General features: G+C 38.9%; 22 protein-coding genes. 3 read left to right on the plus strand and 19 right to left on the minus strand.

Annotated features, from left to right (window positions below; genetic code table 11):
- Positions 1-86: 86 nt before the first annotated feature.
- The 8 genes from EII37_RS05935 to EII37_RS05965 all read right to left on the minus strand — a co-directional run bounded on the left by EII37_RS05935 (position 87) and on the right by EII37_RS05965 (position 8,620).
- Positions 87-1,589 (minus strand): primase C-terminal domain-containing protein, encoded by a 1,503-nt coding sequence (locus EII37_RS05935; protein ID WP_124787926.1) that lies wholly within the window; start codon positions 1,587-1,589, stop codon positions 87-89.
- Entirely contained in the window at positions 1,576-1,752 is a 177-nt protein-coding gene (locus EII37_RS11105) for a hypothetical protein (RefSeq protein WP_185695962.1), read from the minus strand. Before EII37_RS11105 ends, EII37_RS05935 begins: the two co-directional genes overlap by 14 nt.
- A gap of 5 nt (positions 1,753-1,757) precedes the next feature.
- Entirely contained in the window at positions 1,758-2,258 is a 501-nt protein-coding gene (locus tag EII37_RS05940) for a modification methylase Sau96I (RefSeq protein ID WP_124787927.1), read from the minus strand.
- Positions 2,259-2,544: 286 nt separating this feature from the next.
- Complete coding sequence (locus EII37_RS05945) at positions 2,545-3,531, minus strand: GMP reductase (protein WP_000931175.1); 987 nt, start codon at positions 3,529-3,531, stop codon at positions 2,545-2,547.
- Between the two features lie 518 nt (positions 3,532-4,049).
- Entirely contained in the window at positions 4,050-5,621 is a 1,572-nt protein-coding gene (ffh, locus tag EII37_RS05950; RefSeq protein WP_124787928.1) for a signal recognition particle protein, read from the minus strand.
- Positions 5,622-5,632: 11 nt separating this feature from the next.
- Complete coding sequence (locus tag EII37_RS05955) at positions 5,633-5,965, minus strand: putative DNA-binding protein (protein WP_049486921.1); 333 nt, start codon at positions 5,963-5,965, stop codon at positions 5,633-5,635.
- A 143-nt stretch (positions 5,966-6,108) separates the two neighbouring features.
- Positions 6,109-7,305, minus strand: a complete 1,197-nt coding sequence (gene tuf, locus EII37_RS05960; RefSeq protein WP_001040724.1) for an elongation factor Tu — start codon at positions 7,303-7,305, stop codon at positions 6,109-6,111.
- A 205-nt stretch (positions 7,306-7,510) separates the two neighbouring features.
- Entirely contained in the window at positions 7,511-8,620 is a 1,110-nt protein-coding gene (locus tag EII37_RS05965) for an AI-2E family transporter (protein WP_124787929.1), read from the minus strand.
- A 102-nt stretch (positions 8,621-8,722) separates the two neighbouring features.
- Here EII37_RS05965 and pbp3 point away from each other — a divergent pair, with 102 nt between their 5' ends.
- On the plus strand, positions 8,723-9,964 hold the full coding sequence (gene pbp3 / locus EII37_RS05970; protein WP_124787930.1) for a D-alanyl-D-alanine carboxypeptidase PBP3: 1,242 nt from the start codon (positions 8,723-8,725) through the stop codon (positions 9,962-9,964).
- A gap of 188 nt (positions 9,965-10,152) precedes the next feature.
- Here the strand turns inward: pbp3 and sdbB are convergent, their stop codons facing one another.
- From sdbB to EII37_RS06015, 9 genes are all read right to left on the minus strand, one after another.
- Complete coding sequence (gene sdbB, locus EII37_RS05975) at positions 10,153-10,719, minus strand: thiol-disulfide oxidoreductase-associated lipoprotein SdbB (RefSeq protein WP_124787931.1); 567 nt, start codon at positions 10,717-10,719, stop codon at positions 10,153-10,155.
- A 10-nt stretch (positions 10,720-10,729) separates the two neighbouring features.
- Entirely contained in the window at positions 10,730-11,437 is a 708-nt protein-coding gene (ccdA2, locus tag EII37_RS05980; protein WP_124787932.1) for a thiol-disulfide oxidoreductase-associated membrane protein CcdA2, read from the minus strand.
- A gap of 164 nt (positions 11,438-11,601) precedes the next feature.
- The gene (locus EII37_RS05985; RefSeq protein ID WP_000631543.1) at positions 11,602-12,462 is read right to left on the minus strand and encodes a methionyl aminopeptidase; all 861 of its coding nucleotides are present in this window, start codon (positions 12,460-12,462) and stop codon (positions 11,602-11,604) included.
- Positions 12,463-12,477: 15 nt separating this feature from the next.
- Positions 12,478-13,755, minus strand: coding sequence for a CBS-HotDog domain-containing transcription factor SpxR (spxR, locus tag EII37_RS05990; RefSeq protein WP_049552520.1), 1,278 nt, complete (start codon positions 13,753-13,755; stop codon positions 12,478-12,480).
- Positions 13,748-14,299 carry a GNAT family N-acetyltransferase gene (locus EII37_RS05995; RefSeq protein WP_070482709.1) on the minus strand — a complete coding sequence of 184 codons (552 nt, stop codon included), beginning with the start codon at positions 14,297-14,299 and terminating at the stop codon, positions 13,748-13,750. Before EII37_RS05995 ends, spxR begins: the two co-directional genes overlap by 8 nt.
- Before the next feature lie 15 nt (positions 14,300-14,314).
- On the minus strand, positions 14,315-15,574 hold the full coding sequence (locus EII37_RS06000; protein WP_124787933.1) for a UDP-N-acetylglucosamine 1-carboxyvinyltransferase: 1,260 nt from the start codon (positions 15,572-15,574) through the stop codon (positions 14,315-14,317).
- Positions 15,575-15,751: 177 nt separating this feature from the next.
- Positions 15,752-17,257 carry a pyruvate kinase gene (pyk, locus tag EII37_RS06005; RefSeq protein WP_124787934.1) on the minus strand — a complete coding sequence of 502 codons (1,506 nt, stop codon included), beginning with the start codon at positions 17,255-17,257 and terminating at the stop codon, positions 15,752-15,754.
- Between the two features lie 53 nt (positions 17,258-17,310).
- Positions 17,311-18,318 (minus strand): 6-phosphofructokinase, encoded by a 1,008-nt coding sequence (gene pfkA, locus EII37_RS06010; protein WP_124787935.1) that lies wholly within the window; start codon positions 18,316-18,318, stop codon positions 17,311-17,313.
- Between the two features lie 81 nt (positions 18,319-18,399).
- Positions 18,400-21,501, minus strand: coding sequence for a DNA polymerase III subunit alpha (locus tag EII37_RS06015; protein ID WP_124787936.1), 3,102 nt, complete (start codon positions 21,499-21,501; stop codon positions 18,400-18,402).
- Positions 21,502-21,902: 401 nt separating this feature from the next.
- Here EII37_RS06015 and EII37_RS06020 point away from each other — a divergent pair, with 401 nt between their 5' ends.
- Both EII37_RS06020 and EII37_RS06025 read left to right on the plus strand, forming a co-directional pair.
- Positions 21,903-24,185, plus strand: a complete 2,283-nt coding sequence (locus EII37_RS06020) for a Xaa-Pro dipeptidyl-peptidase (RefSeq protein ID WP_124787937.1) — start codon at positions 21,903-21,905, stop codon at positions 24,183-24,185.
- Between the two features lie 472 nt (positions 24,186-24,657).
- Complete coding sequence (locus tag EII37_RS06025) at positions 24,658-25,128, plus strand: arginine repressor (protein ID WP_001043026.1); 471 nt, start codon at positions 24,658-24,660, stop codon at positions 25,126-25,128.
- A gap of 43 nt (positions 25,129-25,171) precedes the next feature.
- Here EII37_RS06025 and EII37_RS06030 read toward each other — a convergent pair whose 3' ends face one another.
- A complete protein-coding gene (locus EII37_RS06030; protein ID WP_124787938.1) occupies positions 25,172-25,330 on the minus strand; it encodes a hypothetical protein in 159 nt (52 codons plus the stop codon).
- 9 nt (positions 25,331-25,339) lie between these two features.
- Positions 25,340-26,650, minus strand: coding sequence for a GTPase ObgE (gene obgE, locus EII37_RS06035; protein ID WP_124787939.1), 1,311 nt, complete (start codon positions 26,648-26,650; stop codon positions 25,340-25,342).
- Between the last annotated feature and the right edge of the window lie 62 nt (positions 26,651-26,712).

Here is a 26,712-nt window from a genome sequence, read left to right on the forward strand (position 1 = left end):
CATTCCTCCATAGGTTATTTTATATACATCTATATCTTTGTAATAATCATAGATATAATGTAAAGGCAGTTTACGGGTTTTTAAAATTATCCAATATCAAGCTCAAATAAAGATAGTTGTTGTGTTTGTTTAAAGCCATCTTTAACCCTTTCTATCACTCGCTGAGTGAACTCAAAGCTTTCTTCAAAGAAAGCAGCAATATTGGCCATATAAGCCTCCTGACGTTCTTTCTTCACCTGGATAAGGGAAAGCAAGATTGCTTTGATAGAGGCTAATCTGATGCCTCCTCCACGGCCGTGTTTGACTGTGAAGAAGATCTTTTGTTCTGCTTTGAGAACCTTCAATACTTTATCCAATGAGCGCTCAGGGATGTTCAAATTCTCTCGTATCTCTTTTTTTGTCGTCTGGATAAATGGATCCTCGGATTGATAGAAACCTTCTAAATAGGCCATTACGTCTGTTTTCCATTCATAGAGATGACTATTCTTTCTGTTCGCACGTTTCTTCTTAAACTTGTACCAACGTTGCTTCACAAAGAGATCTGAAGCCTTTAGTTCCTGATTGACCCATGCTTTACATAAAGTCATTACATAGTCACGACTAGCAGCTTCATATTTTCCTGAGTAGGCGCTTGTAATAATCTTATGATATTCAGCTGAAGAGAGTGGTTCGTCTAGATTTGCATTAAAACTAGAAAGAACCTCCTCACACTCTTCCTGATCGATTCCTGAAGAGAAGTTGGCTAAAGCCAGCGTGAAAAGAACGTTGTTTCTTCCCATCAAGGCTTTTCCACCTTTGATATTCCCCTCTCTCATCAGCAATTGATACCAGGGTTCATCAATCTGTTTCACCCCTTCAGAACCTGAAATAACCGTCAAATTGGGCTTTTTACTTGGGAAAGGAAGACCTGATTGCTTCATCGACCAATCTAACCACTCCTGGAACGAATAGGTATAGTCAGCTTCAAAAAATTCGACATTATCAGTTCGAGGAATCCGAGCAATTCCAAAATGGTTACAAGTCATATCTACTGGTAAAGTTTGAGCAAAGTAATTTCTCAAATTTTGAGAGATAGCTTTGGCCACCTTTACCACTCGAAATTGGGAATGTGCTGTAACATAGGCCGATTCTGATAGTACAAAATAGGCTTGAAATCCCTTATCAGATTTTAGAATCAACGTCGGCATAAAACCTAGCTCCAGAGACGCAGTTAAAATATCTCCTGTCGTCATTTCTTCAGCTGCAGTGGTAATATCAAAGTCAATGTAGAATGTGTTAATCTGTCTAAGATTATCCTCAGAGTGGCCACGTGTAATCCGTCTACTAGCATCACTATAGCTTCCGTAGCAATATACGTTAGGAGTCCAGTGAGTAAACTGATCCTGGTTCTCCAGCAATGATTCGACAGAAGTTAAAACAACACCACGTGCCTTCACCATATTCGCTTTTGAACGATAAGCAAATACAGACCCTCGTCTTCCTTCTTCAGCTGAAGAGATGAGCTGTAGATGACTATTCTTAAATTTTTGTATTCTTAATCCGTCTTTTGTGATTAAGCTAAAACATTCTTGTAAATTAATCTTCTTCATAATGTCTGATTTTTTCTTCGTCTAATTTCCAAAAACAATGACTACAAATAGTCTCATCATGGTCCATCCACCAACAGCTACCCCATTTTTCATCAACACAAGGAGTCACCCAGGTGCAGCCACATCTTTGACAAATACCTTTCTTTGATACTGCTTCTTTCATGATAATTACTCCTCGTTGATTCTCATACTTTCAGGTAGCTTTTTACTCGATAAACAGTAACCTTCAGATAAGTCCCCTTTGCTATAAAATTCAGGACTATTTGTCATGATGTGATCACTTCTTCTCCAGCCTCTACGAAGTTGTTTGTAAGATAAAGAAACACGCTTCTCAATCTCTTTAAAACTAAAACCCAACTTCAAATAGGTTATTACAATAGCATCAGCATGTTCTTTGGACTCTTCGCTTCTTGTTCTTCGCTGAAAGTTTATTTGCTTATCTTCTTCATTTAATGCTATCTGATAAGCAATAAACAACTTCCGCATTTCCATAATTTTATGTTGCCAGGCTAAGCTATATGGTTGTCCTGAATATCGATTCACTAAGTCCTTTACGGGTTGTTTAAATTTCAGCTGAAGAGAATCGAATTCACCAAGGTCAGAAAACGGATCAATGAAACCTAGTGGTTCGCTTTGAATTAATTCATTGTATAGCGCTTCTCTGTCCATCCTAATATATCTCCTTCTGTCAAATGCACATCATTGAGTCAAATAAGCTTAATTGGATGGGTGTAGGCGCTTGTTCGCTGTTTCCATTCTTATCATGATCGATAACGTCAAAGATTTCTAACGTGTCTAAATTCAATACAATCTCCAATCCTACCATCGTTGAACTCCTTTCAAATAGAATTTTAAGCGAACAAAAAAGAGAACAGATTTCTCTGTTCTCCTAAAAATATTGAATTATTTGATTTTCTAAAAACTCTTACCACTTACTCTAGACGGATAGCCCGTCTTAGTGGGAAGCATCCCCATTCCAGATAGAGTTTTTCACGATAACATAATCAACGTGTTTAAGGTCAGCAACCTGACGTCCACCTGCATAAGAAATAGCACTTTGAAGGTCTTGTTCCATCTCAGTTAAAGTGTCTTGTAAATGACCTTTAGCAGGAAGTAAGATACGTTTTCCTTCCACGTTTTTATAAGCTCCTTTTTGGTATTGGGAAGCTGAGCCATAGTATTCTTTGAACTGTTCACCATCTACTTCAATCGTTTTCCCTGGACTTTCAATATGTCCTGCAAAGAGAGAACCAATCATGACCATGCTGGCACCGAAACGGATAGACTTGGCAATATCACCATGAGTACGAATTCCTCCATCAGCAATGATTGGTTTACGTGCAGCCTTGGCACACCAACGGAGAGCAGCCAACTGCCAACCACCTGTACCAAAACCAGTCTTAACCTTGGTGATACAAACCTTACCAGGACCAATTCCGACCTTAGTAGCATCCGCACCAGCATTTTCCAATTCACGCACAGCTTCTGGTGTTCCCACATTTCCAGCAATAACAAAAGTATCTGGCAATTCTTTTTTAATGTGTTGAATCATAGAAATCACGCTATCAGCATGACCATGAGCGATGTCAATCGTGATGTATTCTGGAGCATCAGCCTTGAGCTGGCTAACGAAATCATACTCATAGTCCTTAACACCGACAGATATAGAAGCAATAAGCCCTTGCTCATGCATACGCTTAATAAAAGGAATACGTCCTGCCTCATCAAAACGGTGCATAATGTAGAAGTAGCCCCCTTTAGCCAGTTGCTCTGCTACATTTTCATCCAAAATCGTCTGCATATTAGCTGGCACAACAGGTAGTTTAAAGGTGTGATTTCCTAGAGTGACACTTGTATCCGCTTCTGCACGGCTTTTAATCACACATTTATTTGGAATCAATTGAATATCTTCGTAATCAAAAATTGGAAATTCATTTAACATATCGATGTCTCGTTTCTTTTGTAATGACCTACCTATGCTTGCGCATCTCTACGTCTTTTCCGACGTTTCCTTAATTCATTATAAACTAAAGTACAGTTTTTGTCAAATTATTTTATAAATCGAAATATAATGTTCGGATTTTATTGTATAAATAACAAAATAAAGTTCTTAAAGAATCGTTAGGACTCTTTGAATAAAATCTAAAGCAGATTCAAGATTTTTTTCAAACCTTCTTTAAAACAATGCTCAAGAATAAAGAAAAAATCTTTTAACGGTCTTCATTTAGCGTAGTCTAATACAAATTAAAAAAATGTAACAATATCATTAAGTATCTCAAAAGCTTTAAATTTGGTTTGAAAAACTTTGATAACTATGAGAAAAGTATTTTCAATGCTCTCAACACAAAAAAGAAAGGACTAAATTTGGTCCTTTCTAGATGTTAGTTTTTCTTCAATCCACTGTAATCGACAAATAGACTGGTTATCTTCAGTCTGAAGAAAACAACTATTCTATCCCTTTTACTTGCGTTTCTTCTTCGCTTTCTTCATTTTGTTAGCCATGCGTTTCATGGACTGTTTCATGGCAAATTCACCGATTTTACCCTTGAGTCCGCCACCAAACATCTGGCTCATATCTGGCATTCCTGCTCCTCCGAGAGCTGACAAGTCAGGCATACCACCTTGTCCCATCATTCCTTCAAGGGCAGACATATCCATTCCTCCCATATTTGGCATATTTTTAGGAAGGTTGTTTGGATTGATTCCCATTTGCTTCATCATTTTGTTCATATCTCCAGACATGACACCTTGCATGAGCTGTTTAGCCTGGTTAAAGTCCTTGATGAATTTATTAACTTCAACAAAGGTATTTCCAGAACCAGCAGCGATACGACGGCGACGGCTTGGATTTAGCAAATCTGGGTTTTCACGTTCTTCAGGTGTCATGGAAGACACAATGGCACGTTTGCGAGCAATCTGGCGTTCATCCACCTTCATGTTTTGAAGTGCTGGGTTGTTGGCCATACCTGGAATCATCTTGAGCAAGTCTTCCATAGGCCCCATGTTTTGTACCTGATCCAACTGATCAATGAAATCATTGAAATCAAAGGTGTTTTCGCGCATCTTCTCCGCCATTTCAAGGGCTTTTTGCTCATCGTATTCTTGAGAAGCTTTCTCAATCAAAGTGAGCATATCCCCCATGCCAAGGATACGGCTAGACATGCGGTCTGGGTGGAAGGTTTCAATGTCCGTAATCTTTTCACCTGTACCAGTGAACTTGATTGGTTTTCCAGTAATGTGTCGAACAGATAGAGCAGCACCACCACGAGTATCGCCATCAATCTTAGTAAGGATAACCCCAGTCACTTCCAACTGAGCATTGAACTCACGCGCAACATTGGCTGCTTCTTGACCAATCATGGCATCAACGACGAGCAGAATTTCATTTGGTTGAGCTAGTACTTTCACGTCACGAAGCTCATTCATCAAAAGCTCATCAATCTGCAAACGACCTGCCGTATCAATCAAGACATAGTCATTATGGTTAGCTTGGGCTTGTTCCAAACCTTGACGAACAATCTCAACAGCTGGAACGTCTGTCCCAAGAGCGAAGACAGGAACATCAATCTGTTGCCCCAAGGTCTTAAGCTGGTCAATAGCCGCAGGACGGTAAATATCCGCCGCAATCATCAAAGGACGGGCATTTTCTTCCTTCTTGAGTTTGTTGGCCAATTTACCTGCAAAGGTTGTTTTACCAGCCCCCTGCAAACCAACCATCATGATAATCGTCGGAATTTTAGGAGACTTGATAATCTCAGCCGTATCAGAACCTAAAACAGCTGTCAATTCCTCATCAACGATTTTAATAATCTGTTGGGCAGGATTAAGGGTATCAATGACCTCATGCCCAACTGCACGCTCACGAACTTTCTTGATAAAGTCCTTTACAACAGGCAAGGCAACATCGGCCTCAAGCAAGGCCAAGCGAATTTCTTTGGTTGCCTCTTGGACATCAGCTTCAGAGATTTTTCCTTTTTTACGTAGATTTTTAAAGACGTTCTGCAAACGTTCTGTTAAACTTTCAAATGCCATTTTTCTTCCTCTTATTCTCTATTATCAATGCTTGTTAAAACTTCTATCTGCTCCTGCAGAAAGTTATCCTTGGGATAGCGCTCCAAAATCTGGTCAAAAATCTGACTGCGGACAATGTAGTCCGAGTACATGTGCAATTTCATCTCATAATCTTCCAGAATCTTTTCTGTCCGCTTGATATTATCATAAACAGCCTGACGACTGACACCAAACTCCTCGGCAATCTCAGCAAGACTATAATCATCAGCGTAGTAGAGCTCTATGTAGTTCATTTGCTTGTCTGTCAAAAGCGCCGCATAAAATTCAAAGAGCGCATTCATACGATTGGTTTTTTCAATTTCCATAACTTTTATTATACCAAAAAATCTATTATATCGCTATAGCAGAAAAGCTCCTAACACAGTTCGAGTACAAAAAAAGAACCTTGCAAAGCAAGATTCTTTTAGTGTCTGACTTAAATAATTGTTCTTCTGGGAACTAAATCGAATTAAGCTTCGATTTCTGTAACCATACCTGAACCAACAGTACGTCCACCCTCACGGATAGAGAATGTAGTACCTTGTTCTACGGCGATTGGGTGGATCAACTCAACGTCGATTGTCACGTTATCACCAGGCATTACCATTTCAGTACCTGCTGGAAGTTCGATTGAACCTGTAACGTCAGTAGTACGGAAGTAGAATTGTGGACGGTAGTTGTTGAAGAATGGAGTGTGACGTCCACCTTCTTCTTTAGTAAGGATGTAGACTTCACCTTTGAATTTAGTATGTGGGTTGATTGAACCTGGTTTAGCAATAACTTGTCCACGTTCAATTTCATCACGTTGAACACCACGAAGAAGGACACCTACGTTATCTCCAGCAAGACCTTCGTCAAGTTGTTTACGGAACATTTCAACACCAGTAACAACTGCTTTTTGAGTTTCTTCTTTGATACCAACGATTTCGATTTCGTCGTTGACTTTAACGATACCACGGTCGATACGTCCTGAAGCAACTGTACCACGTCCAGTGATTGAGAATACGTCTTCGACTGGAAGAAGCAATGGTTTGTCAGTGTCACGTTCTGGTTCTGGGATGTACTCATCAACTGTGTTCATCAATTCCATAACGATATCTTCGTATTTAGAGTCACCTTCAAGGGCTTTAAGAGCTGAACCTTGGATAACTGGAAGATCATCACCTGGGAAGTCGTATTCTGACAATAGGTCACGGATTTCCATTTCAACCAATTCAAGCAATTCTTCGTCGTCAACCAAGTCAACTTTGTTCATGAAGACGATAAGGTGTTTAACACCAACCTGACGTGAAAGAAGGATGTGCTCACGAGTTTGTGGCATTGGTCCGTCAGTTGAAGCTACTACAAGGATAGCTCCGTCCATTTGAGCAGCACCAGTGATCATGTTTTTAACGTAGTCCGCGTGTCCTGGAGCGTCGATGTGAGCGTAGTGACGTTTTTCAGTTTCGTACTCAACGTGCGCAGTGTTGATTGTGATACCGCGTTCGCGTTCTTCTGGAGCAGCATCGATAGACGCATAGTCTTTAGGTTGGTTAACTGATGAAGGCAAGCGACGTGCCAAAACAGTTGTGATAGCTGCAGTTAGGGTAGTTTTACCGTGGTCAACGTGTCCGATAGTACCAATGTTAACGTGTGGTTTACTACGATCGTATTTTTCTTTTGCCATTTGAGTAAAAGCCTCCAATAAAATATATTTTATAGATAGACAGTAGGCAATACAGTCTAACTTTCCTTACTATTTTATCAAATTTCAGCTAAATTGCAAGTGTTTTACAAAGTTTTTGTGAATTATTCTTAATCTACTAATCTAAACGACACTTCTGCTCCTATCACTTAGCTAAACAAAAAGAAAAATCAGGAATTCCTGACTTTTACTTAACTAATTCTCTTTCTCGTTCTTTCATTATTTTATGATTTTCATACAAACGTGATAAGAACTTAGAAATTTCTTTTAAGATAGAATAAGTTGGTACAGCGACAATCATACCAATGACACCATAGATATTGCTTGATAACAAAAGTAATACTAAAATCGTAATTGGATGAACCTTCATTACCCCACCAACGATTCGAGGGTAGAGGATATTTCCATCCACTTGTTGAATGATTAGCATGTAAACAACTGCAATCAGCATTCTATGAGGATCAGTAAAGACATTAGCGATAATCATTGGAATCAAGCCAATACTTGGTCCCACATAAGGAATGAGATTGGCTAACCCTGAAAAGATGGCGAAGACCAAAGCGTATTTTAAACCAATCACGCTATATCCGATAAAGGCCAAACAACCAATAATAATCGCATCAATTGCGACTCCACTAATATAGCGAGCAATTGTCGCATTCAAATTCTTTAATAGGCCTGCAATATGTAGCTTATCTCTCTTTAAAACAGTACGTTCAAGCATCGGTAAAAATTTGTGACCATCTAACAAAAAATAAACCAAAAATACAGGTGTCATGATAATAATTAAAACAGTACTAAAGAGAGCTGATAGGATACTTCCGACACTATTCGTCACACTATTTAGTATATTTTGTAAAATATCTACATAAGAAAGATTTAACTGTTGAATAGTCGCTTGGATATCCAAATTTTGAAAGGCTGGATAAGTAGATAAATCCAAAATCAAATCTTGTAAACGGCTGTAGATAGTCTGGCTAGTCGCAATCAAGCTGGTCAACTGATTGACCAAAATCGGTAGAAGATAGACTACCCCAATAACTAGCCCCCAAACCAAGGCACACAAAGTTAGTAGAATACCAATAATACGATTAATTTTGAAATACTTTTGTAAAAAATTAACAAAGGGATTTGTTAAATAATATAAAAAGCTACCTAGAAGAAAGGGAATCATTATGGTGTTTGCAACACTTACAAAAGGCGTTATAATCCCACCCATCTGTCTCCATAAATAAAAGATGATGGTTAATAATAAAATCTCACTAGTCCAAAAAAATAATTTATTCTTACGAAACATGGGGTACCTCCATTCATCTATTTTACCACACTTTCAAAAAAGCTTCTTTCTTCTATCATGAAACTGGGAATATTTTTTTCTTTATGTTAGAATAAACTTACTATGAAAAAAATAATTTTAACTCTACTAAGCTTATCCGTAATTGGATCAGCTTCTACTGTTGCTGCTCAAGATTTTAATATTGCTGCAAAACATGCCATTGCTGTTGAAGCAAATACTGGGAAAATACTTTATGAAAAAGATGCAACTCAGCCAGTCGAAATCGCTTCAATCACAAAATTAATTACTGTTTATCTCGTCTATGAAGCCTTGGAAAACGGCAGTATTACACTATCAACTCCGGTAGATATTTCTGATTATCCTTACAGATTAACGACAAATTCCGAAGCAAGTAATGTTCCTATGGAAGCTCGTAATTATACCGTCGAACAACTACTAGAAGCAACACTAGTATCTAGTGCTAACAGTGCAGCCATTGCTCTAGCTGAGAAAATTGCTGGCTCAGAAAAAGATTTCGTCGATATGATGCGCGCTAAACTCCTGGAATGGGGAATTCAGGATGCCACTGTTGTCAATACGACAGGTCTTAACAATGAGACTCTAGGGGATAACATTTACCCAGGCTCTAAAAAAGATGATGAAAACAAGCTCAGTGCTTATGATGTTGCTATCGTTGCTCGCAATCTCATCAAAAAGTATCCACAAGTCTTGGAAATCACCAAAAAACCATCTTCTACTTTTGCTGGAATGACAATCACTTCGACTAACTACATGTTAGAAGGCATGCCTGCTCATCGCGGTGGTTTTGACGGACTCAAGACAGGAACAACAGACAAAGCCGGTGAATCTTTTGTGGGTACTACTGTCGAAAAAGGGATGAGGGTTATCACAGTTGTTTTGAATGCAGACCATCAAGACAATAATCCTTACGCTCGTTTTACAGCTACATCTTCACTAATGGATTATATTTCTTCTACATTCACACTTCGCAAAATCGTTCAAAAAGGGGATGCTTACCAAGATAGCAAAACTCCTGTACAAGATGGAAAAGAAGATACGGTCACTGCCGTTGCCAAAGATGATATCTCTTTAATTGAACGTGTTGGAAGTCAATCTTCCCAATCTGTTCAATTCACACCTGATTCTAAAGCAATCCCAGCACCACTTGAAGCCGGAACAGTGGTTGGACATTTGACTTATGAAGACAAGGACTTGATTGGTCAAGGTTACATTACCACAGAACGTCCTAGTTTCGAAATGGTAGCGGAAAAGAAAGTTGAAAAAGCTTTCTTTTTGAAAGTTTGGTGGAATCAGTTTATCCGATTTATCAACGACAAACTATAATATAGTAAACTTATCAAATCTAAAAAATAAATATGATGTCTAAAGAAAAAGAAAGGGAATCTGCATAATACAGAACTCCCTTCTTTTTAATCTCAATTTATCAACATCAAAAATCCCCTAGATTTTAGATTAACACTATCTAAAATCTAGGGGATTGATTATATAAATACTATTTTAGAATCTTGATTCTAGTTCATTTCTTTAAAGGCTGCTTCTGCATCTTCATTACTTATGACACCAAATTGAATCTTTCCAATCTTTCCTTGACTGTCAATTAGGTATTCTGTAGGAATGCTTCGAATTTGATAAGCTTGGAATGTGGTTGCTTTTGTATCATAAAGTACTGGGATGTCCTTATAACCTTGATCTTGGAACCATTGTGGGAATTGCTCAACCGTTTTTTCACCTTGAATGCCCGGTGCAATAACAGTAAGAATTTCAAAATCACGATCTTCTTTTTCAGCTAATTTCATCAACTCAGGCATACTTTTTTTACATGGACCGCACCATGAAGCCCAAAACTTCAAGTAGACTTTTTTCCCCTTAAAATCAGATAACTTAACTTCTTTGCCATCCATTGATTGTAAGGTAAAATCTGGAGCCTCTTTTCCAACAGCAATTTGTTGTACAGTCGTTTGTTGCTGTTGTTTGGGAGAGTGTTCTGGTTCTTGAGTCTGTTTAGTCTCTTTCTCACTACAGGCCATCAATACAACTACTGACAAGAGGCTTAAGCCAGCAAACATTACTTTTTTCATTTGTTCTCCTTTATTCAAAAATTCCAGCTAGAACATTTACTTGTCCTAATAGTAACAAAATTCCCATTAAAATAATAAGGAAACCACCAATTTTCTTTAGTAGCATCATATGACGTTTGATTTTACTAAAATAAGGCATCACTACACCGGAAGCTAGAGCCAAAACCAAGAAAGGAATAGCCATCCCCATAGTGTAAACAAGAGTATAGATAGCTCCTTGCCAGGCACCATTGCCTCCAGAAGCTGCAAGTGCTAAAACAGAACTTAAAACTGGACCAATACAAGGCGTCCAACCAAAGCTGAAGGTAATACCAAGTAAAAAAGCTGACCAATAACGATTAGAATCTGATTTTTTAAAGGTAAAGCTTTTTTGAACCTCTAATTTCTTAAAATGAAAAATTTCCATCTGGTGTAAACCTAAAATGATAATAATCGTCCCCATGGTATAGCGAAACCAATTCGCATAGAGAATATTACCAAGGTAACCAGCACCAAATCCTAAGATAAAGAAAATGAGAGAGATACCTGCAATAAAGCAAAGTGTTCGAATCAAACCTGACCAAGCGACTTTTCTTCCAAAAAGAGAGAAGCTTTTTGCACTTTCCTGATCATCCAATAAAATTCCAGCATAAACTGGTAACAGAGGAAAAATACAGGGGGAAAAAAAGGACAAGACGCCTGCTAAAAAAACGGAGATTGAAAATAATATCGTTTCCAATAAAGAACCAACTTTCTTAATAATTCATATCCTATTGTACTATAAATGTTAAAATTTGTATCAAGTTTGCTACGGTTAGCTGTATATACTATGATGTTAAAAAAAGAAAAAGATTGAAGAAAGTTATCCAAGTCAACTTTTTCTTCAATCTGCCTTTAGTTATTTTAATAAGTCCCTTCTTCACCTTGACTAGTCAAGATAACAGGACCATCTTTAGTAATCACAAATTGGTGTTCATACTGACATGACAATCCACCGTCAATGGTCTTATGCGCCCAGCCAGTTTTCATATCTGTATCAATTTCCCAGTCACCTGTATTGATCATCGGTTCAATAGTCAATACCATTCCTTCACGGAGACGAAGCCCACGACCAGCAATACCATAGTTAGGAACCATTGGTTCTTCATGCATAGTTGGACCAACACCATGACCAACCAAATCACGCACTACACCGTATCCACGACTTTCAGCATATTCTTGAATAGCTGCTCCAATATCACCGATACGATTTCCAACAACAGCTTGCTCAATACCCTTGTACATAGCTTCTTTAGTTACATCCATCAAGTTTTTCACTTCTTCGGACGGTGTACCGACAGCATAAGCCCAACATGAGTCTGCAAGACCACCAGAATAGCTCTGAGTGTATTTCTTCATTTGTTCCACATTGTTGAAGTTTAATTTTGAGACATTCAGGTCAGATTTAGCAATTGGACCTCCCAAAACCATATCAACTTTGAGCAAATCACCATCTTTCAAGATATAGTGACGAGGGAAAGCATGAGCTACTTCATCATTAAGAGAGCAACAGGTAGCATAAGGATAGTCCATCATTGCACCGTCAACTCCAATCTGAAGCGGAAGGAAATTTTCTTCCTTACAACGACGGCGAACGTATTCTTCAACTTCCCACATATCTACGCCAGGCTTAATCAAATCACGCAAGCCAATATGGATACTTGCTAAAAAATCACCGGCCTTATCCATAGCTTCGATTTCACGAGCTGATTTTAATGTTATCATTTTTTCTCCTAGTTTCTAATTAATTTTAACGGTTACATTTGCTTTTGAAACAATCTGATGACCATGATAAATATCGTAATCAATAATAGCTGACCGTCTAGTATGGTGGATAATGCGTGCTTGAATGCGCAGTATATCATCTATCTGAACAGCCTGCAAAAAGTAGATTAGCATCTGCTCAATGATGAGATTACGTCCACTATTAACAACTAAATCTTGGGTCATGTGGGTCAGAATTTCTGCCAATACACCATTAGCCAAAACACCATTCTTCTCTAACATAAAGGGTTCCACTGTAATGACTACTTCATCATGGTGATAAGAAAGTTTTTGACCAATCTGCTCAGAAAAAGTAGGTAGAGCAGAAACTTGGGAACGACTCATCTTCTCCATGACATCTCGTCGTGTCACAACTCCAAGCAATGTTTGATTATTTCGAACAACCGGTACCATTTCAAAGTCTTCTGCAATCATCCGTTGACTCACATTGGCAATATTTGTCGATAATCCAACCAAAAATAGACTACGAGACATGACCTTATCAATTGTCGTACTTGGTGACTTATCACCAGCGTCTCTCATGGTTACAATTCCAACAACAACCTGATGTTGATTAATAACAGGGAAACGACTGCTACGATTCTTACGTACCAAGTCCAAATAATCTTTAACAGTGTCAGTCTCTCTTAGAAATCCATATTCGTGACAAGGGCGATAAAGTTTCTCAACTGTCAAAATATCTGTTTTAATTTGAACATTTGACAAGGCTTTATTGATCATGGTCGCGACGGTGAATGTGTCATGCTTACTTCTCAGAACTGGAATTCCTTTTTGATTGGCCAGTTTAAGCACATCATCATGGACCTGAAATCCACCTGTAACTAGAACTGCATTTTCATTTTCCAAGGCTAACAACTGAATACGGGTTCGATCTCCGACAATCAAGAGTCCCCCATCATGGAGATAAGATAAGATATTTTGCTCAGTCATGGCACCGATTGAAAACTTACTAAATTCTCTCTCTAAACCTTCTTGCCCAGCCAAAACCTCAGAAGAAGTCACTTCTGCAATTTCTGCAAATGTTAATCTTTCGATAGCAACTTTCTGAGATTTAACACGGATAGTACCACTTCTTGGACGAGTCTCTACAATTCCACGATTTTCAGCTTCTTTAATGGCCCGATAAGCCGTTCCATCACTGACTCCTAGATGGTTGGAAATACTTCGAACACTGACTCTTTTACCAACGGGTAATTCTTCCAAATAGCTTAGAATTTCTTGGTGTTTACTCATTAATTTCTCCCTTTACAAAGCGAAACTCAAGATAATCACGCATTTTCTTTGTATAGCGATCACTTCCTTTAAACTGACGAATCAATCGAAATCCAGACTTAAGAGCAACCCGTTGGCTAGCTTCATTTTCAAGGTGGGTAATGATGGATAATTGTTTTAAACCAAATTCCCCAAAAGAAAGTTGGCAAAGTTTTTTAACAACTTCTGTCATAAAACCTTTAGACCATGAATCTTTTCTCAAAAAATAACCAAGTTCTGCTTCTTTTTTTATTTCATCTAGCTTTTCAAACTTAATTGAACCAATCATTTTTTCAGTTTTCTTATCACAAATAGCCCATACCCCTAAAGGAGCCTTCATAAAATAATTGGCCAGTGCATATTGACTTTCTTCTGGACTAGCTTGACTTGGAAAAATGAATTGTAAATTTTCTGGATTTGAAGCTATCTCATGGAAGTCCTTACTATCACTAAAAAAGAAAGGACGCAAATACAAGCGATCCGTTTCAAAAAAAGAAAACATTGCTAATTTGGTCCAAATATTCATAAACACCTCTACGGTTTATTCTTCAACAAGTGTAATATCCGCTCCTAGATTACGTAATTTTTCAATAATATCAGAATAACCACGTAAGATGAACTCAATATTTGTAATTTCAGTTTTACCTTCAGCCATCAAACCAGCAATGACAAGTGCGGCCCCAGCTCTAAGGTCAGTAGCTTTTACATTTGCTCCACGTAAACTACGTCCACCAGTATATATGATATGGTCGTTTGTAGTCGTAATATCTGCATCCATCTTTGCTAGTTCAAAAACATGGTTTACTCGTTTTTCATAAATGGTATCAATAATGGTACCACGCCCCTCCGCTGTTAACAAGAGTGGAGTAATTGGTTGTTGCAAGTCAGTAGCAAAACCAGGATAAGGTGCTGTCTTAATATTGATTGCTTTCAAATTAGACTGTTCTTCGACAAAAATACTGTCTTCAGATACAGTCATTCTCACACCCATCTCTTCCAACTTAGCGATGAATCCTTCTAAGTGTTCGTATAATACATTGTTGATACGAATTCCCTTACCGACTGCAGCAGCTAAGGAAATGTATGTTCCCGCTTCAATACGGTCTGGAATCACCTGATGACGAGTTCCATGTAATCTTTCAACACCATCAATAATGATGATATTGGTCCCAGCACCACGGATATGGGCTCCCATATTATTCAAAAGTGTCGCAACGTCAATAATCTCAGGTTCACGGGCTGCATTTTCAATAATCGTACGACCATTTGCTTTAACAGCAGCAATCATCGTATTTATCGTCGCACCCACGCTAACCGTATCCATGTAAATACTTGCTCCATGAAGTCCTGTATCTTTAGCAGATAACTTCATGTTATCTCCCTCGTAGCTAACAGTGGCACCCATAGCTTCAAAAGCCTTAAGGTGTAAATCAATAGGACGAGGGCCCAAATCACATCCACCAGGTAAGCCAACAGTGGCTTCACCAAAGCGACCTAAAAGACTTCCATAAAAATAATAAGATGCACGAAGACTATTGATCTTTCCATATGGCATTGGAATATTTTGAACACCTCTTGGATCAATCTCTAACACATCGTCATATCTCTTAACAGTAGCCCCCATTAACTCCATAATTTCGACAAGACTAGCAACATCGGAAATATCTGGTACACAATCCAAAGTCACAACATCATCTGCCAAGATAATAGCTGGAATCAAAGCTACAACACTATTTTTTGCACCACTAATGGTAATCTCACCTTGCAGGGACAAGCCACCATTGATAACAATTTTTCTCATTTTTAATTTTTAGTACTCTTTCAAAATTTCTAAAAAGGTCTTTCCAGTCTATTATACCATAAATTTTAATATTTTCCCATTGCTCTTATTAAAATCATCCCCTTTTTGCCCCCTAATACAAAAAAGACCTATCACACAAGCTATAAAACTTGATATGATAGGCTTTTTAATGTCAGATTAACGTACAGTGCGGATACGCATTGTGTTTGTACGAACAGCTTCTCCAACTGGTACACCAGCTACGATGACGATATCGTCACCTGATTGTACAAGACCTGCTTCAACTGCTTTACGTTCAGCAATTTCGAACATATCATCAGTTGAAGATGGAGCATCTGTCAACATTGGGATAACACCCCAGTTCAACATCAATCCACGTTCTGTCAATTCGTCGAATGTCAATGCCAAGATATCAGCATTTGGACGATATTTAGAGATCAAACGTGCAGTGTGTCCAGTCTTAGTAAGTGTTACAACCAATTTAATGTCCATTGAGTTAGTAGCATCTTTAACAGCTGAAGCCATTACTTCTGTCTTAGAGTTACGTTCGAATGAATCTGAGTTCAAACGACCGTATTCGTTAAGAAGAGTTTGAGCGTTCTTGTCAATTGTAGCCATTGTAGTTACTGACTCAAGTGGATATTTACCATTTGCAGACTCACCTGAAAGCATTGTAGCGTCAGTTCCATCGATAACAGCGTTGAAAACGTCTGATACTTCTGAACGAGTTGCACGAGGTTTTTCAGTCATTGTTTCAAGCATGTTTGTTGCAGTGATAACAACTTTACCAGCAGCATTAACTTTCTTGATGATCATTTTTTGGTAAACTGGAACCATTTCGTACGGTACTTCGATACCCATGTCACCACGAGCAATCATGATACCATCAGCAGCTTCGATGATTTCATCCAAGTTGTCGATACCTTGTTGGTTTTCAATTTTAGCAAACAATTGAACGTGTCCGTTTCCAGTCTCTTTACAGATTGCACGAACTTCTTCAACGTCTTTTGCAGTACGTACAAATGAAATCGCAATAAAGTTGATACCTTGTTCAAGACCAAAGCGGATGTCATCATTATCACGTTCAGCAAGAGCTGGGAAAGGAATTTTAGTGTTAGGGATATTAACACCTTTTTGTTTAGCGATTACACCGTCATTTTCAACTTCAACTTCAAATTCACGAGTCGCATCATCTTTAGCAACTACACGAAGACCAAGTTTACCATCGTCAATTAATACTTGACGTCCAACTTCAACATCGTCATAGATATCAAGTGAACCAGCGACGTTCAATGCAATTACTTCACGAGTTGATTGAATTCCTTGTTTAGTTGCAACACGAATTTTTTCACCAGTTGTGTAAGAGTATTCTTTTGCATCTCCTTCGAACAATTCTGTACGGATTTCTGGTCCTTTAGTATCAAGAAGGAAACCAACTTTTTTACCTGCAAGTTTTTCAGCAAGTTTAACAGTTGCCATACGGTCACCTTGTTCTTGGTGGTCACCGTGTGAGAAGTTGAAACGGAATGTATTAGCACCAGCTTCAATCAATTTAGCAATGTTTTTAGCTGAAGCTTCAACATCCAGTTTTCCACTCCAGTATCCATCTTCACCATATTTTTTACCACCACGGATTTCAACCGCAGGACCCAAAGTTGCAACGATTTTTACACGTTTGTTCATGATTTTGTGACTCCTTTATATAAATGACCTTTTTGGTCTTATTAACTAATTTTTTATGACAAGTTCTTATTCAAGTTAGATAGCTCAAGGTCTGCTTTATGAGGATTGTTAACCACAATCTTACCATCTGCAGTGAGGCTAAACAATGCTCCCTCTTCTGCTGTACCAAGAATTGGGTTTTCAACCATTTTCTCATTACGGATACCAACCGCAACACCACCGATACCTTCTTTAAGAAGTTTAACAGCATGCGCACCCATACGTGACGCCAATACACGATCACGCGCAGTTGGAGAACCACCACGTTGAATATGTCCAAGTTCTGTTACACGAAGATCACTTGTATCGCCAGCTTCTTTAAGTTTTTGACCAAATTCAGCTGCTGACATCACACCTTCTGCCAAAACGATGATATTGTGTTTTTTACCACACTCATAACCACATTTAATGCTCTCTACGATATCTTCAATCTTGAATCCTTCTTCAGGAATGATGATTTCATCAGCACCTGTTGCAATACCAGCCCAAAGAGCGATATCACCAGCGTTACGTCCCATAACTTCGATAACAAAAGTACGACGGTGACTTGATGATGTATCACGAATCTTATCGATAGCATCCATAGCAGTTGTAACCGCTGTGTCAAAACCGATTGTGAAGTCAGTACCAACGATATCGTTATCGATTGTACCTGGAAGACCGATAGCTGGGAAGCCATGTTCAGTCAAACGCATAGCACCGTGGTAAGATCCGTCACCACCGATAACAACTACACCTTCAATCCCGTGTTTTTTCAATTGCTCAATTCCTTTAAGTTGCCCTTCAAGTTGAGCGAACTCTGGGTAACGAGCAGAGTGAAGGAATGTACCACCACGAGAAATGATGTCTCCTACTGAAGCAGCATCTAGGGGATGAATTTCACCAGCAACCATTCCAGCATATCCATCATAGATACCAAAAACTTCCATTCCTTCTGAAATTGCTTGACGAACAACTGCGCGGATGGCAGCGTTCATACCAGGGGCGTCTCCACCACTAGTCAAAACAGCAATACGTTTCATTTAGTTTATGCTCCTTTTTCTTTTAACATTCCTACTGATTATATCACATTTAAATGGAAAATTCTTCTATTTTCCGTAATTTTAGTGATAAATCGTTTTCATAGCAATTTTATCCAATTTCGCTTCTAATTCATTGGATTTAGTCACAAAATATTGGGAAGAAACAATTGTTTTCTGTTCCTCTTCATACCTGATGATGACTGGGATTGAGCCTTTATACTGGTCTAGGATATTTGAAATTTCTTTATCATATTCATGATTTTTAACCTGAATCCAGAATCGTTCAGCCACTGCTTCTTTCAAATCTTGTGCAATCATTTGCAGACGGTCATCTCTTGATTGAATCTTACCGTTGATGTAGTAGAATTTTCCTTCAGATAGGAGAGAGGCAAATTTTCGATACTGGTCTGAAAATACTGTAACATCCATCCGAGACTTACTGTCGTGAACCTGTAGAAAGGCCATATTCTCGCCTTTTTTAGTTCGAATAACTTTTATTTTTTGCACTTCAACTAGAAGAGTTGCATTTGCTCCCTCAATAAGATTAGCAATTGGGGTTGTCGGATATAGGGATTGTTTAGCGAGAGTTTGTAGAGGATGAGCACTGATACCTACTCCAATCAGTTCTTGTTCCTTGTTAAACTTCTCTGCCTCTGTTAAATCATCAGCCTCAGTCCAACTATAATTTGTATCTGCAAAGAGCCCACCCAACTCCTCAACGAAAACAAATAAGTTAGGTAGATTCACTAAAATCTTCTGACGATTTTTGTCAAATTCATCAAAGAGCCCCAATTCAACTAAAGGCGTCAAAAGTGAAAGTTTCTTGTAATTCTTAGGAAGACGCGTGACGAAATCTTCAATACTTGAGAAAGGACGGTTTTCAATAATCCAATAAGAAAAATCTCTTGGCATCCCCTTAATCGCTTTCAAACCTAGGTAAATTTTCTTTTGAACAATCTTATCATGATAGGGAATACTATTAATCGCCAAAGGTGCCACTTCAAATCCCATCTGCAATGCATCTACAATATAATCATTACTTGAATAATTCAACATGACTTGAAAGAAAATAGCAGGATAGTGCGTCTTGAAATAAGCAAGTTGGAATGCCAGTGCTGAGTAAGCATAGGCGTGGGATCTATTAAATCCATAACCTGCAAACTTTTCCATCACTGTAAAAACTTGGTTAGCTTTCTCTTTTGAATGACCGAGTTTAACTGCACCAGTGATAAAATCTTCCTTCATCAAATGCATCTCTTTAGCATTTTTCTTACCCATGGCACGTCTGAGAATGTCGGCTTTACCAAGACTGAATCCTCCAAAGCGCTGAGCTACCTGCATAACTTGCTCTTGATAGAGCATGATACCGTAAGTTGATGACAGGATGTCCTCCAAGGAAGGATCTAGCACCGTCACTTTTTCTTTGCCATTCTTGCGAGCCACAAAATTATCGATATAATCACTAGCACCTGGTCTGTTAAGGGATGTTGTTGCCACCACTTCTTCAAAGACTTGTGGTTTGACCCGTTTCAAGAGTCGAATGGCTCCAGATTGTTCAAATTGGAAAATCCCTTTCGTATTTCCAGCTGCAAAGAGAGCCAAGGTTTCTTTATCTTCCAGATCAATCTCTTCGATTTTGAGATGAACACCCTCTGACTCCGCAAGTAATTCTTGCATTTTTTGTACGAAAGTCAGGTTACGTAAACCAAGAAAATCCATTTTTAGAAGTCCATTAGCTTCAACACCATGAGCATCATACTGGGTGATGAGCATATCCTCACCATATTTTAGAGGAATATAGTCTGTCAAGTCTTGGTCACTCATAACGACTCCTGCCGCATGGATAGAGGTCTGACGAGGATAACCTTCAATCTTTCGAGCAATATCAAAAGCTTTTTGGTACTCAATCTTACTATTTATGACCTGTCTAAATTGCAAATTCTTTTCATAGGCCGTCGTTAGCGTATCTCGAAAACTGATTTTTTTCGTAATATTTGTTAATTCGTACTCTGGAACACCATAGCGTTTGAAAACATCACGAATTGCCTGTTTTGCTCCAAAGGTCGAATAAGTGACAATCTGCGCCACGTGTTGACTGCCATACCGATCACGAACATAACGAATGAACTCTGGTCTATAAAGGTCTGGAATGTCAATATCAATATCAGGCATGGTATATCGTTCACGATTGAGGAAACGTTCAAAAATCAGATTTTTCTCTACTGGATCAATCCCTGTGATATCAAGTGAGTAGGCGACCAAACTACCCACAGCAGAACCGCGTCCCATTCCCATATAGTAGCCTTGGGAACGTCCAAAACGCAATAAATCCCAAACAACTAGGAAATAGTCATCAAAGCCCATATCATGAATCACAGCCAACTCTTCATTTAAACGCTTTTGATAAAGACCTGAGGTTAGCCCCTTGACTATCAGTCCCTGCTCAGCCCTCTCTCTAAGTTCTTCTACTGCAGGCCTTTCAGGGTTAAAGCGAGGGAGTTTTAAACTTGGATCAAGTTGGTAGCTAACATTCCCTATCAAACCTTGGAGATTGGCAAGCGCCTGAGGGAAGCGATTTTTAAACCGAGCTTCTAAATCTGAGGCTGGTAGAAAGAGCCCTGGTTGTGAATGCACATCCACTTCTCTCAGACTGATATTACCTTTGACTGCCGACAAGATTTGCAAAACCTGTATGTCTTCTTTCTCAAAAGAGTTGACCTGATACAGTGGAAGAATCGGTTTGGTAAAGACTTCTTGGTGAGTATCGGGACTAACCCCAATAAAATAATCATGGCCTAAATCCAGCTGATTGATTCCATCAAAATAAGAAACAATAACAGCAACATCCTCAAGGTGACTAGTAAAGTCAGACCAATTTTTTCGTCCCGTCATTTTTAAAGTGGATAACTTCATCAACTCTTGGTAACCCTTAGTAGATAGAGCTAGAAAACGAAAAGAGATCTCCTTCTCGTCTATAATCAAGGTCATTTCAAGACCAATTAGAGGTTGGATTCCATATTTTCGAGTCACTTCTAAAAAATGATAGGCTCCATAGAGATTATCCACATCCATAATAGCAAGGTGAGAATAACCATAGTTTTTAGCTATTTGTACATATTTTTCAATCGAAACTACACTTCCCATAAAACTATAAACTGTTTTGGTGTCAAGTTGTGCAATCATGAACTCACCTCTCCTATTTTGATATATTTCTATTATACCATTTTACACCCCATATTTCTTAATCAGTCCATTAAGTACAAACTGATTATCCTTATCCAATTCTAAACAGTAGTATAAAACAGATTCTGCAAAGATTAACCTATTTTTATATTATTATGTTTTAAATAAAAATTCAAAACATTTTTATACCATATAAAGAATAATAAGACAAACATATATATTCTTTTGTTCTTTGTAAATCTTTAAACATGACTATATTTTATATTTTATTTACTGTAAATTATCATAAGTAACAGTAAATCTATACTATATTTTGAAATTTATTTCATTAGGGTTTATTTATTCCATTTTTCCCATTTTTTTGATATAATAAATTTAGTGTTTTTTCAAAGGAGAATACTATGCATTTTAATCAATTCAGCTATCTAGCATTTTCTAGTTCGCAATTGTTAAATGAATTGGAAAAGCTAGGGCTAAATCTAACACCACATCTGCCTTCAAAAAAGCAGTTTGAACACTTCATTCGTTGGAGTTTTTTTACTTACTCCAATACCGACTATGCTCTATCTACAATCTCGATAGATAAGGACACTGACTTTCTGACTTTTTGTCAGTCAGACAGAGAGTTGACTGCAGATATTTTCTATACTGTAGCCTTTCAACTCTTAGGTTTTTCTTACTTGGTTGACTTTGAAGACAGTGATGTTTTTCGTAAAGAGACTGGTTTTCCCATTGTATATGGTGACTTGATTGAAAATTTCTATCAGTTACTCAATACTCGCACCAAAAAGGGGAACACTCTTATCGACCAACTTGTCAGCGACGGTCTTATTCCTGAGGATAATGACTATCACTACTTTAACGGCAAGAGTTTAGCTACTTTTTCTAGCCATGATGTCATTCGTGAAGTTGTTTACGTTGAGACTCGTGTCGATACTAACCAAAAAGGGCTACCAGACTTAGTCAAGGTCAGCATTATTCGTCCTCGTTATGAAGGGCAAATCCCTGCTATCATGACTGCAAGTCCCTATCATCAGGGAACAAATGATAAGGCTAGTGACAAGGCTCTATACAAGATGGAGGGTGAGCTTGAAGTAAAACCTGCTCACAAGATCGAGCTAGAGGAACCTCAACTCAATCTCGTCCAACCTCAAGGTCAAGCTGAGCTAGTGTCAGAAGCTGAAGAAAAGCTGACACACATCAACGCTAGCTATACACTCAACGACTACTTCCTTCCACGAGGGTTTGCTAATCTCTATGTCTCAGGTGTTGGTACCAAAGACTCCACTGGTTTCATGACTAATGGGGACTACCAGCAAATCGAAGCCTATAAAAATGTCATTGATTGGCTCAATGGTCGTTGCCGAGCCTTCACTGACCACACGCGCCTGCGTCAAGTCAAGGCTGACTGGTCAAATGGAAAAGTTGCCACAACTGGACTTTCCTATCTAGGTACCATGTCCAATGGTCTTGCAACTACAGGAGTCGATGGGTTAGAAGTCATTATTGCCGAGGCAGGCATTTCTTCATGGTACAATTACTATCGTGAAAACGGTCTGGTGACTAGCCCAGGTGGATATCCAGGGGAGGACTTTGACTCTCTTGCTGAACTAACCTACTCTCGTAATCTCTTGGCTGGCGACTATATTCGTAGTAACGAAGCTCACCAAGCTGATTTAGAAAAAGTAAAAGAGCAACTGGATCGCAAGTCTGGTGACTACAATCAGTTTTGGCATGACCGCAACTATCTTCTCAATGCCCATAAGGTAAAAGCAGAGGTTGTCTTTACTCATGGTTCTCAGGATTGGAATGTCAAACCACTTCATGTTTACCAGATGTTTCATGCTCTTCCTGATTATATTAATAAGCATCTCTTTTTCCATAATGGTGCCCATGTTTATATGAACAATTGGCAGTCCATTGACTTTCGTGAATCCATGAATGCCTTATTGACTAAGAAATTATTGGGGCTAGATATAGATTTTCAACTTCCAACCGTTATCTGGCAGGACAATACCGCTCCTCATACTTGGCAGATTCTTTCTGATTTCGGTAATCAAGAAAGCTCAGAAACCTTCGCACTTGGTCAAGAAGAGCAAGTTATTCAAAACCAGTACTTAGATAAGGATTTTGATCGTTATGGTAAGACATACCAATCCTTCAATACAGAACTCTATCAAGGGAAAGCCAATCAAATCACCATTGACCTTCCTGTGACCAAAGATCTTCACTTGAACGGTCGAGCTCAGCTCAATCTTCGTATCAAATCCAGCACAAACAAGGGGCTCTTATCTGCCCAATTACTGGAACATGGTCAAAAGAAATACCTACAACCTTATCCAGCTGTTTTAAGTGCTAGAACCATTGACAATGGTCGCTACCACATGTTGGAAAATCTATGTGAATTACCATTTAGACCAAATGAACAACGAGTCGTGACAAAAGGCTATCTCAATTTGCAAAATAGAAATGATTTACTGTTAGTAGAGGATATTACTGCAGATGAATGGATGGATATCCAGTTTGAACTGCAACCGACTATTTACAAGTTAAAAGAAGGAGACACTCTCCGTTTAGTCCTCTATACTACTGACTTTGAAATCACCATACGTGACAACACCGCTTACCACCTAACTGTTGATCTTGAACAGTCTACTCTTATCCTACCTTGTCAAAAGGTATAATATATCAGACTGTTCAATATGGAACTATTTCCACTTGAACAGTCTAAGGAAACATAAACTTAGTATCAAATTCACTCTCAAAGAAGGACTTGTGATAAGCCCATAACTGGAGTTTGAACAAAAGATACCGCCCCATAACCAACATGTGTGACCCTCTATCATACACGCTACCACACCACATGTTGGTCAATCTCTGTGAATTGACATTTAGTATAAATTCACAACAAGCCGTGACAAATGCTACCAAAATTGAATGATTCACTGTTAGTAGAGAACAACCATGCTGATGAAGGAATAGACAGCCAATTCATCTGTACCCAACTAGTGACAAGTTAAAAGAAGGAGATTTTCTCCGTATAGTTCTTTATACTACTGACTTTAAAATCATCATACGTGACAATACCGCTTACCACCCGACTGACGATCTCGTTCAGTCCACGCTTTCTGTACCTTGTACAAGGAGTAATATTTTATGAACAAATCCGAACACCGACACCAACTCATACGAGCTCTTGTAACGAAAAACAAGATCCATACTCAAGCTGAGCTACAAGCTCTTCTTGCCGATAATGATATTCAAGTTACACAAGCTACACTTTCGAGAGATATTAAAAGTATGAACCTCTCAAAAGTACGAGAAGAAGACAATTCTTACTACGTGCTCAATACAGGTTCTATCTCAAAATGGGAAAAACGTCTCGAAATTTACATGGAAGATGCTCTTGTCTTGATGCGCCCAGTTCAACATCAAGTCCTGCTAAAAACCCTTCCTGGACTTGCTCAATCCTTTGGTTCTATCATTGATGCTTTGAGCTTCCCCGACGCTATCGCTACCCTCTGTGGCGATGATGTATGTCTTGTCATCTGTGAAGATGCAGAAGCTGCTCAAAAATGCTTTGAAGAACTGAAAAAATTCGCTCCACCATTTTTCTTTGAAGAATAAGAAAATTCCGTGTCTCATTTGACACGGAATCTTTTTATCTATTTTACTGAGGTGGATTGTCTTTTTTGGTTCGTGCCAATCTCAGGGCACGATTTGGATTGAGACGATTAAATAGTTCTTCCAATTTCTTTTCATTCCAAAGGTCTGCGGCGGAAACGAAATTGCCATCCGCATCTCGGAAAGATATCGGTTTATCTCCCATACCAGTCTCCTAGTCTACAAATTCAAACTCAAATTTACCAATGCGGACCAAGTCCCCATCCTTAGCACCACGCGCACGAAGGGCTTCATCAACCCCCATACCACGAAGCTGGCGGGCAAATTTCATGACTGATTCGTCACGATCAAAGTTGGTCATGTTAAAGAGTTTCATGAGTTTTTCACCAGAAAGTAGCCATGTGGCATCGTCATCACGACTAATTTCAAAGGCTTTTTCTTCCTCATCAAATCCATAGTAAGCTTCTTCTTCCATATCTGACTCGTCATAGAGCAAGAATTCTGGTGTCTTGTCTAACAATTCAGCTGTAGCATCCAAGAGAGTTGCCAGACCTTGCTTGGTCAAACCAGAAATTGGGAAGATTGCTGGTAACTCTTCAAATTCATCGTAGTTTTCAGCCAATTTTTTCTTGAATTCTTCAAGATTTTCCTGACTTTCAGGCATGTCCATCTTATTGGCTACAATAATCTGCGGACGCTCCATGAGACGAAGATTGTATGACTCCAGCTCTTTATTGATAGCTAGATAGTCCTCATAAGGGGCACGGCCTTCGCTAGCTGACATATCAATGATATGAAGGATGACACGTGTACGCTCGATGTGACGGAGGAACTGGGTTCCTAAACCAACACCTTGACTAGCACCTTCAATCAATCCTGGTAGATCAGCTACTGCAAAAGATTCACCCGATTGGGTACGAACCATACCTAAATTTGGCACAATAGTTGTAAAGTGGTAGGCACCAATTTTAGGTTTAGCTGAGGTAATAACACTTAAAAGTGTTGATTTCCCTACAGATGGGAAACCTACTAAACCGACATCCGCAAGGATTTTAAGTTCTAACTGTAATTCACGTTCCTGACCTGGTTCTCCATTTTCAGAGATTTCAGGTGCAGGATTTTTTGGTGTCGCAAAGCGGATATTTCCACGTCCACCACGTCCACCGTGAGCAACGATAAATTCTTGCCCGTGTTCTATCAAATCTGTCAAAACCTTGCCAGTCTCTGCATCACGAACAGTCGTACCTTGTGGCACTCGAACTCTAAGGTCATCAGCACCACGACCATGCATCCCTTTGGTCATCCCTTTTTCACCAGAATCAGCCTTGAAATGGCGATTGTAGCGGAAATCCATCAAGGTACGTAGTCCTTCATCTACAACGAAGACCACATTGCCTCCACGACCACCATCACCGCCCCAAGGACCGCCATTAGGGACATATTTTTCACGGCGAAAGGCAACCATGCCATCGCCACCATTACCAGCCTTAACCTTAATCTTGGCTGTATCTAAAAACATACTCATTTTTTCTTCTCACTTTAAAAAAGGGCTGGGAAATCCCAGTCACAAAATTTTCTTGAATCTAT

This window comes from Streptococcus sp. OH4692_COT-348 (assembly GCF_003859975.1).
Taxonomy (GTDB): domain Bacteria; phylum Bacillota; class Bacilli; order Lactobacillales; family Streptococcaceae; genus Streptococcus.

Excerpts from the sequence above, each read along its gene's own strand:
- EII37_RS05935 (WP_124787926.1), bottom strand. The coding sequence starts at position 1,589 with ATGAAGAAGATTAATTTACAAGAATGTTTTAGCTTAATCACAAAAGAC.
- EII37_RS11105 (WP_185695962.1), bottom strand. The coding sequence starts at position 1,752 with ATGAAAGAAGCAGTATCAAAGAAAGGTATTTGTCAAAGATGTGGCTGC.
- EII37_RS05940 (WP_124787927.1), bottom strand. The coding sequence starts at position 2,258 with ATGGACAGAGAAGCGCTATACAATGAATTAATTCAAAGCGAACCACTA.
- EII37_RS05945 (WP_000931175.1), bottom strand. The coding sequence starts at position 3,531 with ATGTTAAATGAATTTCCAATTTTTGATTACGAAGATATTCAATTGATT.
- ffh (WP_124787928.1), bottom strand. The coding sequence starts at position 5,621 with ATGGCATTTGAAAGTTTAACAGAACGTTTGCAGAACGTCTTTAAAAAT.
- EII37_RS05955 (WP_049486921.1), bottom strand. The coding sequence starts at position 5,965 with ATGGAAATTGAAAAAACCAATCGTATGAATGCGCTCTTTGAATTTTAT.
- tuf (WP_001040724.1), bottom strand. The coding sequence starts at position 7,305 with ATGGCAAAAGAAAAATACGATCGTAGTAAACCACACGTTAACATTGGT.
- EII37_RS05965 (WP_124787929.1), bottom strand. The coding sequence starts at position 8,620 with ATGTTTCGTAAGAATAAATTATTTTTTTGGACTAGTGAGATTTTATTA.
- pbp3 (WP_124787930.1), top strand. The coding sequence starts at position 8,723 with ATGAAAAAAATAATTTTAACTCTACTAAGCTTATCCGTAATTGGATCA.
- sdbB (WP_124787931.1), bottom strand. The coding sequence starts at position 10,719 with ATGAAAAAAGTAATGTTTGCTGGCTTAAGCCTCTTGTCAGTAGTTGTA.
- EII37_RS05985 (WP_000631543.1), bottom strand. The coding sequence starts at position 12,462 with ATGATAACATTAAAATCAGCTCGTGAAATCGAAGCTATGGATAAGGCC.
- spxR (WP_049552520.1), bottom strand. The coding sequence starts at position 13,755 with ATGAGTAAACACCAAGAAATTCTAAGCTATTTGGAAGAATTACCCGTT.
- EII37_RS05995 (WP_070482709.1), bottom strand. The coding sequence starts at position 14,299 with ATGAATATTTGGACCAAATTAGCAATGTTTTCTTTTTTTGAAACGGAT.
- EII37_RS06000 (WP_124787933.1), bottom strand. The coding sequence starts at position 15,574 with ATGAGAAAAATTGTTATCAATGGTGGCTTGTCCCTGCAAGGTGAGATT.
- pyk (WP_124787934.1), bottom strand. The coding sequence starts at position 17,257 with ATGAACAAACGTGTAAAAATCGTTGCAACTTTGGGTCCTGCGGTTGAA.
- pfkA (WP_124787935.1), bottom strand. The coding sequence starts at position 18,318 with ATGAAACGTATTGCTGTTTTGACTAGTGGTGGAGACGCCCCTGGTATG.
- EII37_RS06015 (WP_124787936.1), bottom strand. The coding sequence starts at position 21,501 with ATGATTGCACAACTTGACACCAAAACAGTTTATAGTTTTATGGGAAGT.
- EII37_RS06020 (WP_124787937.1), top strand. The coding sequence starts at position 21,903 with ATGCATTTTAATCAATTCAGCTATCTAGCATTTTCTAGTTCGCAATTG.
- EII37_RS06025 (WP_001043026.1), top strand. The coding sequence starts at position 24,658 with ATGAACAAATCCGAACACCGACACCAACTCATACGAGCTCTTGTAACG.
- EII37_RS06030 (WP_124787938.1), bottom strand. The coding sequence starts at position 25,330 with ATGGGAGATAAACCGATATCTTTCCGAGATGCGGATGGCAATTTCGTT.
- obgE (WP_124787939.1), bottom strand. The coding sequence starts at position 26,650 with ATGAGTATGTTTTTAGATACAGCCAAGATTAAGGTTAAGGCTGGTAAT.